We start from the raw sequence: 19,390 nt of genomic DNA, 5'->3' as shown, positions 1-19,390 counted from the left end.
TGCCTCCAAGGGTGTCTACACAGAAGTTTGTTCTATAATTCAAACTATTCATAGATGCAAGAGTTGTGGGAAAAATCGATGATTTCTACCCTTAAAAAGGAGGAAATGTTACAAATTACGGCGTGGATGGAGAATCAGCCAATATGCGCTGGCACTGATATGTTCAAAATCAAACACTGGAGATGTTATGAAGGTTGAGATTGCCTTGGGTGAGATGTCAGAGAGTCGTGCTTTGCATAAATCGATGCCAGCACTTCTTGATCTGGAAGAGTTATTGGCGACACGTCTTCTTGTACAAGGTAATTCCGGTTCAGGGAAATCACATCTTTTACGCCGTCTTTTGGAGCAAAGTGCTAAGTGGGTTCAGCATTGTGTAATTGATCCAGAAGGCGATTTTGTAACTTTGGCAGATAAATTTGGTCATGTTATTGTAGAGGCTCAACGTAGTGAATTAGAATTGACTCGTATTGCCCATCGCATTCGACAACATCGGGTTTCAGTGGTATTTAATCTTGAAGGTTTGGATACTGAACAACAGATGCGTGCTGTAGGGGCTTTCCTTGGAGCACTGTTTGATGTGGAACGTGATTATTGGTATCCTATGCTTGTCGTTGTCGATGAAGCACAATTGTTTGCTCCAACTGCGGCAGGAGAAGTTTCTGATGAAGCACGTAAGATTTCTCTTAGTGCTATGACCAATCTTATGTGTCGAGGGCGTAAACGTGGTCTTGCTGGTGTTATTGCGACACAACGATTGGCTAAGTTGGCCAAAAATGTTGCTGCTGAAGCTTCAAACTTTTTAATAGGGCGGACTTTTTTAGATATTGATATGGTACGCGCTGCTGATCTTTTAGGAATGGAGCGCCGCCAAGCGGAAATGTTTAGAGATCTTGAGCGGGGGAATTTTATAGCTTTAGGCCCCGCTTTATCACGACGTCCTTTACCAATCATTATCGGTTCTGTTGAAACTTTGGCACGCTCTTCTAGCCCTAAATTAATGCCACTTCCAACAGAGCGGGATGATGTGCAAGAGCTCGTTTTTACTGCTTCACCAGAGGAAATTTTAAAGCCATTTAAACAAACACGAGAGCCGATGAGGGAAAAATCAATGCACGAGATGTTAGAGGAGGTAGTGCATAAAAAACAAGAGTTGTTGGAAGAAACCCCGAGTTTATTTCCTGAACTTTCTGATGTTGAGCGTGACGGCCAAGCAGAACATATTATTCGGGAAATTCTTGAGGATTCTGAGGCTTTTTATCGTTCAACAGCGGTGCTTTATCAAGATTTTTCAGTTCGTTGTCGTATCCATGGTATGTCAAAGGTTCCTTTTAATCTTTCACAATTTCGGCGTAAATTGGCTATTGCTCAGGCTTTTGTTGATGAACAAACGGCTGTCAGTGAACATTGGAAACATATTTTGCAGATATCAGAAAGTTTAGAAGAAGATGTCCAAGGAGTCTTCTTGAATGTAGCACAGGCTGCATTAGGGGGAAAGCCATGTCCATCCGATGCATTTTTAGCACGTCTTTATGGGACTCATTCTTTAAGCCGTGCACGCCGACTTTTAACCTACTTTGAAGAGCGTGGTCTTATTGTTATTCATACGCATTTTAGTGGCCAACGTATTGTTGCATTTCCTGATCTTGGTGTTGAAACAGCACCAGGAGACCCCAAGGAACCCCTTTAACCAAATAAGCTGGAAACCGATTGTTCTGCTGCTGTCCTTGCAATTGCTTCCCCAATAAGGTCGGCAATGGGCAAAACACGAATATTATGGGCTTTCTCAATAGTTTGTGTTGGCATAATTGAATCTGTAATAACCAATTCTTTCATCTCTGAATTGGTAATTCGTTCGATTGCATTACCAGAAAGAACGCCGTGCGTGATATAAGCCGTGACACTATTGGCACCATGTTTAAGCAGAGCACTTGCTGCATTGCATAAAGTTCCACCTGAATCAACAATATCATCAAGCAAAAGGCAATCTTTTCCCGATACATCTCCAATGATATTCATAACCTCTGATTCACCGGGACGTTCACGACGTTTATCTACAATAGCAAGCAAACTATTCAAACGCTTGGCGAGCGAGCGTGCGCGTACAACACCACCCACATCAGGTGAAACAACAATAACATTTTCAAGAGAATAATGTACTTTGACATCGCGAGAAATAACAGGAACAGCATAGAGATTATCCGTAGGGATATCAAAAAAACCTTGAATTTGTCCTGCATGAAGGTCCAATGTTAAAACACGATGGGCCCCTGCTTCAGTAATCAGGTTGGCAACAAGTTTTGCGGAAATGGGAGTACGCGGACCAGGTTTACGGTCTTGGCGGGCATAGCCAAAATAAGGGATAACAGCTGTGATGCGACGTGCCGAAGAACGACGAAGCGCATCGATCATGATGAGTAATTCCATCAAGTGATCATTGGCTGGATAGGATGTAGATTGCAAAACAAACACGTCCTGTCCACGCACATTTTCATGCAATTCTACGAAAATCTCTTGATCAGCGAAACGTTTTACGGTGGCTTTTCCTAAGGGGATGTTCAAATAATTTGCAACATCTTCAGCTAGGCGTGGATTAGAATTTCCGCAGAAAAGTTTCATAGTAGAACCTCTGAATTATCATGGTGGGAATGCGACACGGTTTTTAATTTCTTTTTATTAAATTGCAAGAGAACAATTACAAAAGCCTTACAATTTTATTGATTATTGTTAAAGAGCTATGCGGTATGTTTTCTCTTTTTCCAAAAGTTTGTTTCTTTTAGAGCAAAGTTTTTTCTCCATGTGACAAAGAAATACGTATTGATTAAGCTTTTTGGTTATTACTTTATAAAAAAATGCTTTCAATATGGGGAATGTTTCATATTTAAGATGAATGAAGAGGAGTAAAAAAGAGGAGTATCATCTTGCCTTCAATCATTATAACCAAACATTGAAAATGATTCAGAGCAAAAGCTATCATATTTTATGGGCTGGTAAATAATTTTGTAAAAAAAGCAAAGCAAAATACAATGGGATTTATTTTTACATTTGAGTAAAAAGTTTAGTTTTGCAGTTTTGGTATTGTTTTAAAGCATAAAAGAGGATCATTTTTTATTTTTTAGCATAATAGCAGAAATTTGCCGTCCGTAATCAGGTTCGCTGCGGTGGATTGCACGGCGATAGGAGAAAAAACGCTTTTCATCTTTGTAGGTACAAAGCTCCACACAAGAAGCATTAACGCCTGCTTTGATGAGTTGATTCATAATGAATGCCCACAGATTAAAGTAAAAGTGATTTATTTTGTCTGTTTTTATAAAATATTTTTGGTATTTGCAGTGGCAATCAATAAATTGGTCGTAAAATTCACTTGTTACTTCGTAGTGACAAGGACCAATACAAGGTCCAAGGACTGCTGTTATTGATTGTCTTTTGGCACCTTGTTTTTCCATAACAGCAATTGTTTTCTCGATAATTCCATTTAAGCTTCCGCGCCAGCCAGCATGAGTTGCAGCGATGACACCTGCTTGTGGATCAGCAAACAGAATGGGTCCACAATCTGCTGTAAGAATGCCGATTACGAGTTCTTGTGTGGTGGTAACGAGAGCATCGGCTCTAGGAGGGGAGCCGATAAAAGCTTTATCAACGACAATGACTTCACAAGAGTGTATTTGATTGACAGTGACTAAATTTTGTATCTCAACATCAAAATAATGAGCGACCAAAGTGCGGTTTTGTGTAATATGTTCAGGGTGATCATTTGAGCTTTGTCCAACATTAAGGCTTTGGTAAAGGCTTTTTGAAACACCACCTTGACGAGTAAAAAAACCATGTTCTATCCCATGGGTGTGTAAAGTAGAAAGATTTTTTGCAAGAATGGGATGAGGGATAGATTTCATAAAAGTTCCTTATGGAGATTATTTGAAGTGAGGGTGGAGATGTTCATATTTATCAATGAATATTTCAGATAATGATGTGCTTATTGACAAAAGCGCCGATCATCAAAATTGGGGAGGTATGGAGATGTTTTTATCACTGAAATGTAAAACTTTAAATAATTTTCCCATTTGATCTTGACCAGCGAGCCGTTCGATGTCTTGGCGGATTTTGTCTTGCAAAGGAGCACTTTTGCCAACTCCAAGCTGTTTTGCGCGCTCCAGTAGCCCCATTTTTAAAAGAAAATCTCCTTGCTCGAAGATTTCAGCAAAACAACCTTGTTCAAGGGCTATGTTTTTTAAAAAAGAAAAACCAACATGGGATGTTAAATCATGTTCACCAGGGGCATCAAAAATATCACGAAATCTATGTTTTGACAGTGCTTGCAAGGTATCGCCAAATGCAAGATCAGCAGCACCATAATCAATGAGCAAAGCAGAACCTGTCACTTGCACTAAATGGTGGCTGATTTGTTGCATGAATTGATGCCGTAAGGGGGCATATTCAAAAATTGTTCCGTCAGGCACTTTAGAACAATAGGTTTGTAGATAAGAAGAGGGAAGTTTATGCGGGGCAGCAATAAAGATGAGATCTCCATCTTGATTGACTGTAATGCAGCGCTCTTTCCATTCTCCATTGACTTTAATATATTGGTTGATAGGGAGTGTATCGAGAAATTCATTAGCTATGAGGAAGAGAGGTTTTGAAGGAATTTGATTAAAATTTTCAATGCTATGGATTTGTTTTTGATAAGGGCAAAGGCGCTTTTTTTGTTCTTTTGCAAGCTTTTTACTTATTTCAAGGAGAAAAACTTCAGCAGATTCAAATGCTGTCGTGGATAATTTTTGAATGGTACGCAAAACATCATCCATGAGAGTTCCACGTCCTGGACCTATTTCAGCGAGGATAAAAGGGCGAGGAGAACCATGAGCGTTCCAGCTTGCGAGAGCCCAAATCCCGATCATTTCTCCAAATAATTGGCTTATTTCAGGTGCTGTAATGAAATCACCGGTACGTCCAAAAGGTGTTTGTGTTTGATAATAACCAAATTGAGGATCGGTAAGTGCCAACGTCATATATTGGCTAACAGTGATTGGTCCATTAAGGGCAATAATTTCTTTAATTTTTTCTTTTAGATTGGCCATTTTCTGTCGATTTATATTTAAAGGCATGGAGAAGAAGATAAAACCCTAAAAGAAGCATGGGAAGAGATAAAGCCATGCCATAGGTAAAACCAGTAGAATGGAAAAGAGTCGAAAACCATTCTGGATCTTCTTGAGGCGCACGGTAAACTTCAGAAATGCTGCGCGCTACTGCGTAGCCTATAATAAATGTTCCTGCAACAGCTCCAGGGCGCTTTAATGCTTTGAAGGCAAAAATGATAAGGCATAAGATGATGAAGAGAAGAAATCCTTCCATGAAAGCTTCGTAAAGTTGGCTTGGATGGCGCGGTAGATAGTGAGGATCGAGAGGAAAACAAACAGCCCAAGGACGTGTAGTAATATTGCCCCATAACTCTTGGTTAATGAAGTTGCAAATTCGTACAATGCCGATACCAATAGGAGCACCTGCAGCAATGATATCAAACATGGCTCGTATGTTAATATGATTTTTACGGGCAAACCAGATCATAGCAATGATAATACCAATAAGTCCGCCATGAAAGGACATTCCCCCATCCCATACGGCAATGATAGCACTTGGATGGTTAAAATAGTAAATGGGATCCCATACAAGAACTTGTCCTAAACGCCCTCCGACAACAACACTTATGGCAGACCAGACAACAAAATCTCCGATCTTTTCTTTATCCATAGGAGGGTGGTCTCTATACCATAGAGATGTTTTTTTTAATAATTTTTGCGCATACCACCAAGCAAAAAGAATACCCACCACGTAACCAAGTCCATACCAATGAAGTGCTATGGGACCTAGCTGGATAATGACAGGATCAAGAAAAGACGGAAAAGCAATGGCTGGACAAGACAGATTATTCATGAATTAAGCATCTTATATTATACGAGATGAATATGAAGTGACTCTAATGGTCAGAAATGACAGATGAATGCGCAATGGTCAAGTCAGTAGGGAGGCTAGTCAGAAAGGGGGATAGATTTCCACTGGTTTATCGCGGTAAAAAAATATGGTGATAAAAGAAATATTAAAAAATCTTAAAAAGATCGTCATGAAAAATCTGCACAGTATGTAAAATATAGGGTAAAAGGAACAAATTACAGTATCTAAATGTTATGAGAATACGCTATAATGCGTGCGTCAATAATTAAAATTTAAGGAAAAATGTTATGCGTAATGGATCAAATCGTATTCTTGATGAATTAGCAAAATTAGCAACAGATGCTGCTGACGTCGCGCAAGGTATACGACGTGAAGCTGGAACAGCTTTTCGTGTGCAGGCTGAAAAGATAGCAAACAAACTTGATCTTGTTTCTCGCGAAGAGTTTGAGACTTTTAAGGAGATGGTGCTGAAAATCCATGCTGATAATGCTGATTTGAAAAGGCGCCTTGATGATTTAAAAAAAGATGATTTAAAAAACGCAGACACAAAAAAGTAAGATAGTTTCTTAAAAAAAGAATCTTCAAAAAAATATCCCCAATTTTTCAATATGATGCGTGAAACTAAAAAATGCTTAATCTTGAGTCTGTTAGAGCGGAGCATTTGTTTATTTTTGATTTTTTTTTGGGTAAAATACATTTTTTTGAATCAGGGGGGCTGGCGCTATGAAATTGTATCAATACACTGAAAAGACTTGATGATTCGTTTTATGACTATCAGGTTGCCCTAAACAGCGCGATTGTGTTCTGGGTGTTTGTGTACTGTCGATGTTTTTATGTGTATTTGTTTGGTGTAAAGGTTCTGATTGTAGCAAAATATTGTTACAGTTTAGGCGGTTTATATTCTGTTGACAATGTTTTTAAGATGATTGAGGATTGTGATGAGGCTTGCATTTTGCGCCACAGAGAGAAAAGAGCACCCTGTTGACTTTATCGAACAGATTGCCTGTGAATATGATTGGTCGTTTGAGCGGGATGCGCAAGATGAAATTAGCGTTTGTGTGGAAGGAAAGCGCGCAAATTATCGTCTTGCTTTTTCATGGATGGAAGAGCATGAAGCACTTCATTTGGCTTGTTCGTTTGATCTCTCTATTAAAAATGCTCGAACAGCTGAAATACAGCGCTTATTGCTAGCAATTAATGAAAAGTTGTTGTTGGGACATTTTGATTACTGGCAAAGGAATAATTCAGTTATTTATCGGCAAGGTCTTCTTTTGGCTGGTGGGATGCATCCATCTCATATACAGGTTGAAACATTGTTGATACATGCACTTAAAGTCTGTGAAAGCCATTATGTTGCATTTCAGATGGTTGCTTTGTCGGGAGAAAGTGCTTACAAGGCACTGCAGTACACTTTGTTTGAAACTGTAGGGAATGCCTAAAATACACAGTCTGTTATTTTTACAGATGGTTTGCTGAAATATTGCTCATAGGGGGATATCAAGAATAGCGCGTAATCCCCCAAGTGGGCTTTCATCTAATTGTATATTGCCACCATGGCTGCGTGCTATGTCTTGAGCAATAGAAAGACCAAGTCCTGTTCCACTTGCATCTTGATTTCGTGCTTTATCAAGTCGAAAGAATGGCTTAAAAACTTCTGTACGCATATTTTCATGAATTCCAGGTCCATTATCATCGATTATCAATATAAAAGATTCTTGTTGAGAGTTAGCTGTTAGTTTAACGGTTGTGCCGTAACAAAATGCATTTGATACAAGATTGCTGACCAAGCGTGTGAAAGCACGGGGACGTACTTGTATTTCTGTAGGACCTTCAATGGTGTAAGAAAATTGACGTTTGTGAAGATGAGCATCGGCGGAGAATTTTTGCATAAGAGCATTTAAATCAAAAGTCTTGACACTTTCACTTCCTTCACCACGAGCAAAAGCAAGATAATCTTCTAATATATTTTGCATGTCACTTACATCTTGCTCAAGCGGTTTAGTATCAAAGTCAGTATTTACTAATGCTAGCTGAAGTTTAAAGCGTGTAAGAATGGTTCTTAAATCATGGCTTACTCCTGAGAGCATCATGGTGCGTTGTTCGATTTGGCGTTCAATACGTTCTCGCATACGTAAAAAAGCAATGCCAGCACGACGGACTTCATCAGCTCCTTGTGGTTGAAATCCTTTTGGTAAAGGACGACCGCGTCCAAAGCTTTCTGCTGCTTCAGCCAATTGTTGAATAGGTTTAATTTGATTGCGCAAAAAGTAAATTGCTATCAGTAATAAAACAAGAGCTGTTCCTACCATCCAGCTTAAAAAAATAGCAGTATTGGAAGCGTAGGCTTGGCTGCGTGGAGCAAAGACGCGTAAGATATTGTGACCAAGGTGGATACGGATTTCAACAAGATCAGAATCTCCTACGGTATCGATCCAGAAGGGACGGTTAATTTGGCGGGTGATTTCTTCACTTAAAAAATAGTCAAGAATTGCAAAAAATGGCTTAGGTCCTGGAGGGGGTAAGGAGGTAGGAGATAGAATAGAAATGTTTAATCCCATGCGTTGTTGTGCAATACGCTTGATATCTCCATAGTTATCTTGTTGTGGATATGTTTCAAGAATATCAATAATGGCTGAAATGTCATGCACGACAGCCATTGAAAGACGCTCGGTTACCATTTGCCAATGGCGTTCCATAAAGACATAAGCAATGACTGTTTGCAGCAGTACCATTGGAGCGATAATAATGATCAAAGAGCGAGCATAAAGCCGTTTAGGCATTTTTTTCGTTAACCATCGAAGAAAAAATCTTAAAGGTTTGATCATTCTTGTGCCTATTCAATAGAGAGTTTGTACCCTATTCCTCGCACGGTTTGGAGCCATATAGGCAGTGCTGGGTTTTTTTCGATTTTACGACGAAGGCGGTTGATCTGTACATCAATGGCACGTTCACTTATATTGCTGTCATCGGCCGCGAATTTATGGCGCGGAATTGTATCGCCTGCATTTTCGGCAAAAATGACCATCATTTCTTGTTCTTTATCTGTTAATTTAATAATTTCTCCTCCTTTTTTGAGTTCGCGTCGTGAAATTGAAAATATATAAGGTCCAAAAACGATCTGCTCAATTTTTGGTTGGCTAAGGGGAAAGCCACGCCGTAAAATGGCATTGATACGAAGGAGAAGTTCACGAGGATCAAACGGCTTAGCAAGATAATCATCTGCACCCGCTTCTAAGCCATGGATACGATTGTCTATTTCTGATAAAGCTGTTAGCATGAGAATGGGAACATCTTTTGTTTGGCGGAGTGAATGAGTAAGATCAATACCGTTTTCACCAGGCATCATGACATCAACAATAAGAAGATCAAAATCTAAACTTGCCAACAGTCGTCTTGCTTCATTAGCATTGGCTGAAACTGAAACACGAAATCCATTTTTAATGAGAAATTGAAATAAAAGATTGCGAATGCGAGTATCATCATCAATCACAAGAAGGTGAGGGGCATCGTCACACAAAACTTGAACGTGATTGGTCATTCTTAAAAACCTTGATAAAAATTTAGTTTACACAAGATGCAAGTTTACATAAGTTGTATAAAGCTGTCGAGCAGACTATTTTTTGTAGAGGGAGAGGAATGCTCCTTATAAACTTAGTAAAATTTTACTTTTGAAAAGGACGTCATGGGGAATCTTAGTGCACATATTATTCCAGTTACGACATTCCAACAAAATTGCACTTTGCTTTTTGATAGTGAATGTAAAACGGGGGTTCTCGTTGATCCCGGTGGTGATTGGCCGCGGATTCAAGACGTAATCGAAAAGAATGGCGTTATCGTTGAGGCTATTTGGATAACACATGGTCATTTTGATCATGTGGGAGCAGCAATGCAAGCGAAAGAGGCGCTTAATGTAAAAATTATCGGTTCACATCGCGATGATAAGCCTGTGATGGATGCCGTGAGCGAAAGCGCAAGAAATTACGGCATCACTGATGCGTGCATCTGTATTCCTGACCAATGGTTAGAAGATGGTGAGTGCGTTCATTTTGCTGGACATGTGTTTAAGGTTTTTCACACCCCAGGACATTCTCCTGGTCATGTTATTTATTTCAATGAAAAAGAACGCTTAGCTCTCTTGGGTGATGTGCTCTTTCGTGGTTCTATTGGACGCACTGATTTCCCCTTCTGTTCTCATGAAAAATTGATGCACTCTCTTCGAGAAAAAGTTTTACCCTTAGGCGATGATGTTTGTTTTATCTGTGGGCATGGTCCTAAAAGTAGCATAGGCTATGAGCGCCAAAATAATTCTTTTCTTCAAGATTTTAATATATGAGCAAACAAAAAAACGCTTTGAAGCGTTTTTTTGTGCCATTTAAGACTTTTTTAGTAGAACAGAAGTTAATTTATTGGGGCATAACAAATGTGTTCCAAACCATTACGGTCTCGAAAAGTCCCTGTTTTAGGGTTGAAGGAACGGTATTTTTTCTTGCAATAGTTAAGCCAATCAGATTCTAATGATTGCTGGAGTGGCTCATATTCCACCGTTTGCTGCACCTGATAAACTCTTTGATTTTGCGGAACTTTTTGATAAATTACCTGATTTTGTGGTACTATTTGATAAACCACTTGTGGCTGTTCTGGTTTTTTTAAAATTGTACCAAGAATACCCACCGCTAAAGCATCTCCTGAGTTGTCTATATGAATATTACTGTGTTTTGTCTTTTTACGCTCAATGTGATGATATGTTTTGTTTTCAACATGATGATAATAATGATGATAATGATGATGATGATGTTGATGATGATGTTGATGTTGATGTTGTTGTTGTTCCGTCCTATTATGTTTGGCTTTAAATCTTCTAGAGTTTTCTTCAGAAAGCTTGCGGAAATCATCAACAAACTTTTGGAAATCATCAGAATGACAGACATTTTTGCTATCAGAACAATGGGAGCTAGAAAAACGGGAACGCCAGATATCATCAATTTTCTTATCAATTTCCCTTGTCGCATCATCTCTTTCTTTACGCATCTTCCTCTTCATATCATCTATTTCTCTCGTGAGAGGGTGAGTAAAGTCCCATGCCATATCCGCAAGCGTTGCATTTAGCGGCATGAAAACGGTTGCAGTTGACATTGCTGATAATACCGCTAACCTGATCACCTTTTTCATAATGATGCTCCTTGTGTAAATTCGTATTTTTCACATCCTACACGTTTCAAACTGAATAGAGCCTGAATAATTTTGGACTTTATTGTGGCAAAACAAATGAAAATTCATTTAGTTAAACCTATCGAAGATACAGTAAAATAAAATCATGACAGAATTTTGATTTCAATTAATGTACTCTGCTTGAGGTTAATTAATAAGTTTGTATTAAGAGTCCACGATTTTTTACTATGGAATATAAACTCTTTATTTAGGGATACTTTTTGTATCACTTGATACAATATAAATTGAATAATAGGTGTATGAATAAAAGTTATATCATTTTTTATCATAAGCTTATGGTGCTATGATAAATTCTTGTTTTACTTTATTTGTGTTATAGAACAGTATCCTGTTTGAATATTCTCTTGTAAGGCTAAATAATATTTGAGTTCTATATCATAGTATAACTTTATAAAGATAATACATTTTATGATTTTTTTGATATATATATAAAATATTTTCTTTAAATTTGTCTTCTTTTTTAAAGTTTAGAAGTTTTTTACATTTTTAGGGATTTTTTATAACGCGGTTTAACAAGAAAAAATGTTCTCTCTCATGGTGTTTTAGATAAATTGGAGCACCCTTGATGTTTGAGGTTATCTATTTTGCGGATAATGCTGTTTGCTTTTGAGCTTTAGTCGTTTTTTTAGAAGAGCTGAAGATTATTTTAGGCGGTTTGAAATTTTTTGCTCCTTTATTGATTGCGTTTTTTTCGTTTTATTGTTGCTTGATTAGGGGTGTTTTTACCAGATTTTCCTTTTCGATTTTCCAAAATACCAGTGTCTATGGTTGGTCCCATATGTGCAAGGTCTGGTTTGGAGAAAAGGCTTGGTTGTAACACGGGCTCATGGGTGGATTGTTCGCTATGATGTGTTAAGGGGCTCTCAGCGATTTCTAGTTCTATCTTTTGTAATTGTTTGATTTCATCGCGAAGTCGCGCTGCTTCTTCAAAGTTGAGATCAGCAGCCGCTTCATGCATTAATTTTTCAAGGTGTTTAATATGAGATGTCAAATTGTTGCCAACCATATTTTTTTTCTCGATGACATCAGGGATATTTGTGCGAATATGGTTGTTTTCATAGCCTGAATTGAGAATATCTCCGATATTTTTTTTGATACTTTTCGGTGTGATATGGTGTTCTTCATTATAGGCTATTTGTTTTTGTCGACGTCTTTGTGTCTCCTGTAAGGCTCGTTCTATGGAGCCTGTGATTATATCTGCATAGAGGATAACGTGGCCATCTACATTACGTGCAGCACGTCCGATTGTTTGTATGAGGGAAGTTTCAGAGCGCAAAAAGCCCTCTTTATCGGCATCTAGAATGGCAACAAAACCACATTCTGGAATATCTAAGCCTTCTCGGAGCAAGTTGATACCGATGAGGACATCAAAGGTGCCAAGCCGCAGATCGCGTAGAATTTCAATGCGTTCTAATGTATCAATGTCAGAATGCATATAGCGTACGCGAATATCTTGTTCGTGGAGATATTCAGTTAAGTCCTCGGCCATACGCTTTGTGAGAACTGTCACCAATGTACGGTAGCCTTTTTGAATTGTTTTACGAATTTCATTCACAACATCATCGACTTGATTGCTGGCTGGACGAACCTCTGTTGGTGGATCAATGAGCCCTGTTGGACGAATAATTTGTTCTGCAAAAGTGCCATGAGATTGTTCTATTTCCCAGCTTCCTGGTGTTGCAGAGACGGCAATAGTTTGTGGGCGCATGGCATCCCATTCTTCAAAGCGTAAAGGGCGATTGTCCATACAGGAAGGTAGGCGAAACCCATATTCTGCTAGGGTTGCTTTTCTTCGAAAGTCACCTCGGTACATGCCTCCAATTTGGGGAATGGTTACGTGGCTTTCATCGATAAAAACAAGAGCATTGTTTGGAATGTATTCGAACAAGGTTGGTGGTGGTTCTCCGGGTTTTCGTCCTGTTAAATAGCGTGAATAATTTTCGATTCCAGAGCATGAGCCGGTGGTTTCCAACATTTCCAAATCAAAAATTGTACGTTGTTCTAAACGTTGTGCTTCTAAAAGACGTCCAGCTGCGTTCAACTCATCGAGGCGTTGAACGAGTTCCATTTTAATCGATTTCATCGCTTGGTTAAGTGTTGGGCGTGGTGTTACGTAGTGTGAGTTGGCATAAATTTTAATCGATTGAAGGTCGCCTGTTTTTTGTCCTGTGAGAGGATCAAATTCCGTAATTGTTTCCACTTCATCGCCAAAGAGCGAAATACGCCAAGCACGATCTTCGAGGTGGGCAGGGAAAATTTCAATTGTATCCCCTCGAACACGAAAGGAACCACGAATGAAATTAATATCTTGTCGATGATAGTGTTGGGCAACTAAATCGGCCAGTAATTGCCGTTGATTGAGTTTATCACCTTTTTCTATTTTGAAGGTCATAGCAGTATAAGTTTCTACTGAACCAATCCCGTAGATACAGGATACAGATGCGACAATAATGACGTCATCACGTTCAAGAACAGCACGTGTTGCAGCATGGCGCATACGGTCGATTTGTTCATTAATTGAGGATTCTTTTTCAATATAGGTATCAGAGCGTGCAACGTAGGCTTCTGGCTGATAATAGTCATAATAGGAAACAAAATATTCGACGGCATTGTGGGGAAAAAAACTTTTAAACTCTCCGTAAAGCTGTGCTGCTAGAGTTTTATTTGGTGCTAAGATTAAAGCTGGACGCTGTGTTTCTTCAATGATTTTGGCCATTGTATAGGTTTTTCCTGAGCCGGTAACACCCAAAAGCACTTGTGTACGTTCATCTTTTTGAATTCCATCAACCAGAGTTTTAATGGCTTGAGGTTGATCTCCCGCAGGTTCAAAGGGGGTTTCGAGTTGAAATGGAATACCACCTTCAGACTTTTCAGGACGAATAGGGCGGTGAGGTGTCCATAATGCACCATTCTTAAAAAGAGGATTACCTGAAGCAATCAGAGCAGAAAGAGCCTCAACTGTTGCTGTAACACCATTTTTCATTGTTGTATCCTTTGATAGAAAAGTGCTGGTGATTTTAAAGAAAATACTAATTTTTACAATTTCATCACGACAACAGCAAAACGTTATTGAACAGATTTATTTTGGTTTATTGGAGCTTTCATTAGGATATTGATCAAGTTTTTTCTATGAGACGAATTCTTCGAAGTGTTTCTTTGGAGGAGCATATTTGTGGTTGTTCGTGGACACTATTGCATTTTTGCCATGATGATATTTAAGATGGCATAAGTTATTATGGCTGTTATGGAGAATAATCGGTACGTTTGGGTACTAAAGACATCGTGTATGTGTGATAAAGATCATTTCCATCTTTAAATGAAAGATAACGAGATGACACCCAACCGATTTGAGTGTTATATCGGATATGGCACCAATTTCCTTCACAGTTTTTAACAAAAACCAATTCTCCAGCAGAGATTAAGCCGCAAAGTGCATACTGAGTGCTGGGACCTGTTCTAAAATTAAGATTCCTCGTAACAAAAGCATCCGCAGCTTCAGATACTGTTGTGGCGAAAAAGAAAAAGCCAAACATAAAAAAAATGACGATTTTTTTCATTCTTCTGTAAAGAATTTCTTTAGAGATTTTCTATCCTTCTCTCTTTGTATCCCATATGATTTCTTTTCCTAGATTATGATAAAACAGAAAAAAATACAATTCTTTCTTCTTTAGGAGACTTTAAAGAGAAGAGTGAAGTTTAACGGTTTAAACACCAAAATGAGATGTTTTAATCACTATTTGTGCATGTTTTGTTTCCTTTATTTATTTTTGTATGGAAAATAGCGATACTGTACTATATAATAAAAAAGATCGTAGTTTTCGGATTCCAAAAGTAATTTTGGAAGCCGTTTTTTGTATTTTTATTAAACCTTCCGTGTAATAGAAAGGGACGGATTATGGAAAAAGTTCCGATGACTACAGCTGGTTTTGAGAGTCTTAAAGAAGAGTTGCGTTGGCGTCAACAACAGGAGCGTCCGCGAATTATTGAAGCAATTTCTGAGGCGCGTGCACATGGTGATTTATCAGAAAATGCTGAGTATCATGCAGCTAAAGAAGCGCAAAGCCATAATGAGGGGCGTATAAATGAGCTTGAAGATTATATCGCACGAGCAGAAGTTATAGATGTCACGCGTCTTTCAGGCGACAAAATAAAATTTGGAGCAACCATTAAACTCTTGGATGAGGATACTGAAGAAAAAAAAGTGTATCAGATCGTAGGAGATCAAGAAGCTGATGTAAAGGTTGGTAAAATCTCTATTTCTTCGCCTATTGCACGTGCACTCATTGGCAAGCAAGAAGGTGATGTGATTGAGGTGAATGCACCCGGTGGTGCGCATAATTACGAGATCATTAAGGTTCAGTACATCTAAATAACATATGGATTATTATGCGTGTATCTTTGGATGAAACTGAGATTATTGCGCCTCACTTTAAAAGGCGTTTATCGGGAGTAACATCTACGATTATTCAGCTTATTCCACTGCAACGCGAACAGGGTGTGCGTATATCCACTTTGGGGTTTGGTTTACCACAAACTTTGCCGGCTCTTGCTTTTAAGGACCTTTTCGGACTTTGGAAAAGTCCGAAAGGGAAGCCATTTCGTATTTGGCATGCACGACGCAATATTGAGATGCTTTTTGGGATCTTTTTGCGCGATATCTTGAAAATGAAGCTGAAACTTATCTTTACATCGGCTTCACAACGCCATCATAAGCCTTTTACCAAATGGTTGATTCGCTGTATGGATAGGGTTATCGCTACCAGTACACATACGGGCGCTTATCTAGAAGTGCCTCATAAGGTTATTATGCATGGGGTGGATGTGAAGCGTTTTACTCCACCACAGACTCTTGATGATTGCTTTTTTTCGACAGGATTTCCAGGAAAATACGCGGTAGGGTGTTTTGGGCGTCTGCGTTACTCAAAGGGAACAGATTTATTTGTTGATGCCATGATAGCGTTATTGCCTGACTATCCTGAATGGACAGCACTTATCGCTGGTCGTACGACAGAGCAATATTATCATTTTGAAAAAGAATTACACCAAAAGATTGCTAAGGCTGGTCTGGATGATCGCATTATTTTTCTTGGTGAGATTCTGGATATCCCTTTGTGGTATCGTCGTTTATCGCTTTATGTTGCACCTTCTCGTACAGAAGGTTTCGGTTTAACACCATTAGAAGCAATGGCATCACAGGTTGCGGTTGTAACGAGTGATGCAGGAGCTTATAAAGAATTGGTGGTCGAGGGAACAGGAACAGTTGTAAAAGCAGGAGATGGAGCGGCTTTAACAGCAGCAATTGAACCTTATTTTGCTGATGTAGAAAAAACATTGGTAGCCGGAAAGAAAGCTTTAACCCATGTTCGTACACACTTTCCTTTGGAAAAGGAGACAACCGAGATTGAGCGTGTTTACAAAGAACTGTTTGCGGAAAAAACACTTTGATTATTATATCAAAAATCTTTTTGAGGAGTGATAAAAAGTGTCTTCCTTAAAGGTTTTTCATAGTCATCAAGAAAACAGCTCAATGATATAAATGTTATTTTACAAAATTTATATTGTCTTTAGTAGAACGCTATAAGAAGTTCTCAAAATTTTGGATAAAAGATTAAAAATGTATACGCTTGAGAGCAATATGTGCTTTATGATGAAGCATACTAGGAGAGAGGAAAATTATTTTTATTCAGTGATATTTTAGAATAAGAAAATAATGCTTTAACTCAAGTTTAGATATACGGTGTCGTACTGATATTGTTCGTTTTGGAAGACTTAAATAGATAGAAAAAACGTTTTCTTGTCTTTAAAAAGATATTTATGGTGTCTCCATGGGTAAAATAGTCGTACATATTTTCAATAAATTCATAATAAGATGGATCTAAGATCAATATATATATGATTTCTATAGATAATTTACCTTTTTAATTTGAATAAGAGCTATCCTCTTGCACATCACAATTGGAAGAAAGCATGTGGTGGATAAAAACTATTGAAGACAGGGTATAAAGAAATTTCTTATAAATTGTCTGAAATGCAGGCTGTTACGACATTAACAGAAAGAAAATAGTATGGTGGTACTAATTTATATCTTATTTTGTGGTACCGCCTTGCACCTTATTATTATTTAAGTAAAAATGATGGTGCCCATTTTATATCTTTCATGAGAGCTGTCGTGAAATGGGGGTGATGAGTATTGTGAGATGTTTTTTACAAACAAGCTTGTGAATTCGTAATATAATAGCATTTTATTTTCTATAAGGATGTAACTCTATTAAAGAGAAAACGCACTTTTATCAGCAAATATTCATATTTTTTGCATGAGAGATTATTCGTAAAAAAAGGATGTTCTATGTGCCCACTTTATTTGATAAAGAAGATCAATAAAGTGAAGTTTTATATGTTCTGGATTTGAAGGCTCTTGGTATTTGATTGCTCTTGTCGAATTATTTTTATATCAACATTTATATCATTGATATGATGATTTGTATGAAATTTTAGGAAATCTTCAGTGGATTGAGTGAGGGGTGAATATTATGACTCATACTGTTCACGCTTTTTTATCTTGTAAATTTTTTATCATGGTAGAATAAAATGCTCTATGCATTAGAATTGTTCACGCCAGAAAGCGGGAATAAAAAGGACGAATATTGTTATGATTTCAAGGCGTCCAGCTAACATTAGAAAACTTAAAATCCATAAAGCATTATCGTTGATTGTAGAGAAATTACCAGCGGGGCCAATAATATCTCCAAAGCCTGGACCAACATTTGAAAGTGCGGTTAAGACCCCTGTAAAGGCAGAAGTAAAGTCAAGACCGGTTGTAAGCAAAAGTGCAGTGCCGATAATAAGGCAAAACATATAAAGACAGACAAAAAACAAAACGGCTTGTGCAACATCGTTTGATATATTTGAGTGATCGTAGCGCGCCTTTACAATGACATTAGGAGAAAGAAGTTTTTCTATATTTGTTTGTGTAATACGCCAAAGAATAATGAGGCGATTGATTTTCATGCCACCAGAAGTAGAACCAGCACATCCGCCTGTAAAAGAAACAATGAAGAAAATTCCAAGCGCAAACGGTCCCCAAAGTTGATAATCTTCAGCGCTGTAACCTGTGGTGCTAATAATGGATGAAAGGTGAAAAATGACATCAAGGAAAATCAAGTGGAACGCGCGATGATCATAAAACCGTAGCCATGCCGCTAAAGCAAAGCTGAAAAGGAGAACGATATGGAGAAAAACAATCACTTGTGGGTCAAGGAAGCGTTTGGAGTGTCCAGGAAGGACTAATTTAACATAAAGTACGAAGGGCAAAGCAGAAAGCAACATGAAGATTGTTGAAATAATTAAGATGGCTGGTTTATCTGAAAAATAACCAAAAGAAGCATCATGCGTTGAAAAACCAGCTGTTGCGACTGTACTCATTGCATGGTTAATGGCATCAAATAAATTCATGCCTGCAGCAAAATAAGAAAGCATACAAGCCAATGTGAGACCAACATAAGCGATGATAATTCCGTTAGCAATTTGGTTGATGCGAGGCAATATTTTTTCAGATTTATCAGATGATTCCATATGAAAAAGTCGTACGCCACCCACACGCAGTGAAGGCAAAAGTAAGAGGGCTAAACCGATAAAACCAATGCCCCCAATCCAGCATATAAGAGAACGCCATAACAAAATACTTCGCGATAAATTATCAAGATCAGAAAGGACTGTGGAGCCTGTTGTTGTAATTCCAGAAACAGATTCAAAAATGGCTCCTGCTAGAGAAATGGGAAGAGGAGAAAGATAAAGAGGTAAGGCACCTACGATGCTTCCTGTTAGCCAAAGACAAACAGTGAGCATAAAGCCAAGCCGTGCTGAAAAACGACAAGTAGCTCCCTTAGTTGCTAAAAGAATCAGCGTTGCTAACATGGTGGTTATGGCACAAGAATAGAGAAAGGTTATCCAATTACGATTGTTGTCGTGCAGATCCACAAAAATTGGCAAAAGCATTGCTCCTGCCATGATTAACGCAAAACGTGCACAGACATTGATAATAAACTGAAAAATGACCGTTCCCTATCTTTGTATCTCTTTTTATTATGGTTTTGTGCTCATAAGAATTTACGTTTTTCTCTTTATAGGATAAAGATTAATCCTTAACATTAGCATGCCTTGATGAATTGGTAATCAGACCTTTTCATAAAACTTGAAAATGAAGTACATATAACATAAT

General features: G+C 38.2%; 16 protein-coding genes. 6 read left to right on the top strand and 10 right to left on the bottom strand.

Annotated elements, in window-relative coordinates:
* Window positions 1-187 precede the first annotated feature (187 nt).
* Window positions 188-1,687, top strand: coding sequence for a helicase HerA domain-containing protein (locus tag ACFIKB_RS04030; protein ID WP_375648325.1), 1,500 nt, complete (start codon window positions 188-190; stop codon window positions 1,685-1,687).
* Here ACFIKB_RS04030 and ACFIKB_RS04025 read toward each other — a convergent pair.
* The 4 genes from ACFIKB_RS04025 to lgt all read right to left on the bottom strand — a co-directional run bounded on the left by ACFIKB_RS04025 (window position 1,684) and on the right by lgt (window position 5,925).
* Window positions 1,684-2,616 (bottom strand): ribose-phosphate pyrophosphokinase, encoded by a 933-nt coding sequence (locus ACFIKB_RS04025; RefSeq protein WP_375635718.1) that lies wholly within the window; start codon window positions 2,614-2,616, stop codon window positions 1,684-1,686. The two genes, ACFIKB_RS04030 and ACFIKB_RS04025, sit on opposite strands and share 4 nt — an antisense overlap.
* A gap of 482 nt (window positions 2,617-3,098) precedes the next feature.
* Complete coding sequence (gene pgeF, locus ACFIKB_RS04020) at window positions 3,099-3,890, bottom strand: peptidoglycan editing factor PgeF (RefSeq protein ID WP_375635717.1); 792 nt, start codon at window positions 3,888-3,890, stop codon at window positions 3,099-3,101.
* A 102-nt stretch (window positions 3,891-3,992) separates the two neighbouring features.
* Complete coding sequence (locus ACFIKB_RS04015; RefSeq protein ID WP_375635716.1) at window positions 3,993-5,072, bottom strand: class I SAM-dependent methyltransferase; 1,080 nt, start codon at window positions 5,070-5,072, stop codon at window positions 3,993-3,995.
* Complete coding sequence (gene lgt / locus ACFIKB_RS04010; RefSeq protein ID WP_375628150.1) at window positions 5,047-5,925, bottom strand: prolipoprotein diacylglyceryl transferase; 879 nt, start codon at window positions 5,923-5,925, stop codon at window positions 5,047-5,049. The genes ACFIKB_RS04015 and lgt overlap by 26 nt, the downstream gene beginning before the upstream one ends.
* Window positions 5,926-6,230: 305 nt before the next feature.
* On the opposite strand from lgt, the gene ACFIKB_RS04005 reads away from it, so the two are divergent.
* Both ACFIKB_RS04005 and ACFIKB_RS04000 read left to right on the top strand, forming a co-directional pair.
* Complete coding sequence (locus ACFIKB_RS04005; protein WP_012754892.1) at window positions 6,231-6,500, top strand: accessory factor UbiK family protein; 270 nt, start codon at window positions 6,231-6,233, stop codon at window positions 6,498-6,500.
* Window positions 6,501-6,881: 381 nt separating this feature from the next.
* On the top strand, window positions 6,882-7,382 hold the full coding sequence (locus ACFIKB_RS04000) for a YbjN domain-containing protein (protein WP_012754893.1): 501 nt from the start codon (window positions 6,882-6,884) through the stop codon (window positions 7,380-7,382).
* Window positions 7,383-7,427: 45 nt separating this feature from the next.
* Here ACFIKB_RS04000 and ACFIKB_RS03995 read toward each other — a convergent pair whose 3' ends face one another.
* Together ACFIKB_RS03995 and ACFIKB_RS03990 are read right to left on the bottom strand one after the other, a co-directional pair.
* On the bottom strand, window positions 7,428-8,768 hold the full coding sequence (locus ACFIKB_RS03995) for an ATP-binding protein (protein WP_375635715.1): 1,341 nt from the start codon (window positions 8,766-8,768) through the stop codon (window positions 7,428-7,430).
* An 8-nt stretch (window positions 8,769-8,776) separates the two neighbouring features.
* A complete protein-coding gene (locus ACFIKB_RS03990; protein ID WP_375635714.1) occupies window positions 8,777-9,481 on the bottom strand; it encodes a response regulator in 705 nt (234 codons plus the stop codon).
* A 144-nt stretch (window positions 9,482-9,625) separates the two neighbouring features.
* Between ACFIKB_RS03990 and ACFIKB_RS03985 the strand changes: the two genes are divergently transcribed.
* The gene (locus ACFIKB_RS03985) at window positions 9,626-10,276 is read left to right on the top strand and encodes an MBL fold metallo-hydrolase (RefSeq protein WP_375635713.1); all 651 of its coding nucleotides are present in this window, start codon (window positions 9,626-9,628) and stop codon (window positions 10,274-10,276) included.
* 65 nt (window positions 10,277-10,341) lie between these two features.
* On the opposite strand, the gene ACFIKB_RS03980 is transcribed toward ACFIKB_RS03985, so the two are convergent.
* From ACFIKB_RS03980 to ACFIKB_RS03970, 3 genes are all read right to left on the bottom strand, one after another.
* The gene (locus ACFIKB_RS03980; protein ID WP_375652881.1) at window positions 10,342-11,112 is read right to left on the bottom strand and encodes a BA14K family protein; all 771 of its coding nucleotides are present in this window, start codon (window positions 11,110-11,112) and stop codon (window positions 10,342-10,344) included.
* Window positions 11,113-11,845: 733 nt separating this feature from the next.
* On the bottom strand, window positions 11,846-14,155 hold the full coding sequence (gene uvrB, locus ACFIKB_RS03975) for an excinuclease ABC subunit UvrB (protein WP_375652879.1): 2,310 nt from the start codon (window positions 14,153-14,155) through the stop codon (window positions 11,846-11,848).
* 259 nt (window positions 14,156-14,414) lie between these two features.
* Window positions 14,415-14,729, bottom strand: coding sequence for an SH3 domain-containing protein (locus ACFIKB_RS03970; RefSeq protein WP_375635709.1), 315 nt, complete (start codon window positions 14,727-14,729; stop codon window positions 14,415-14,417).
* A gap of 338 nt (window positions 14,730-15,067) precedes the next feature.
* Between ACFIKB_RS03970 and greA the strand changes: the two genes are divergently transcribed.
* Both greA and ACFIKB_RS03960 read left to right on the top strand, forming a co-directional pair.
* Window positions 15,068-15,541: a transcription elongation factor GreA gene (greA, locus tag ACFIKB_RS03965; RefSeq protein WP_012754902.1), complete on the top strand. Its 474-nt coding sequence runs from the start codon at window positions 15,068-15,070 to the stop codon at window positions 15,539-15,541.
* A 17-nt stretch (window positions 15,542-15,558) separates the two neighbouring features.
* Window positions 15,559-16,617, top strand: coding sequence for a glycosyltransferase family 4 protein (locus ACFIKB_RS03960; RefSeq protein WP_375635708.1), 1,059 nt, complete (start codon window positions 15,559-15,561; stop codon window positions 16,615-16,617).
* Between the two features lie 1,155 nt (window positions 16,618-17,772).
* Here the strand turns inward: ACFIKB_RS03960 and ACFIKB_RS03955 are convergent.
* A complete protein-coding gene (locus tag ACFIKB_RS03955; RefSeq protein ID WP_375635707.1) occupies window positions 17,773-19,167 on the bottom strand; it encodes a TrkH family potassium uptake protein in 1,395 nt (464 codons plus the stop codon).
* Window positions 19,168-19,390 lie beyond the last annotated feature (223 nt).

The sequence above is a fragment of the Bartonella sp. MR110HLJHH genome, assembly GCF_042194225.1.
GTDB classification, from domain to species: domain Bacteria; phylum Pseudomonadota; class Alphaproteobacteria; order Rhizobiales; family Rhizobiaceae; genus Bartonella; species Bartonella grahamii.
This window is presented reverse-complemented; position numbering and strand designations above follow the sequence as displayed.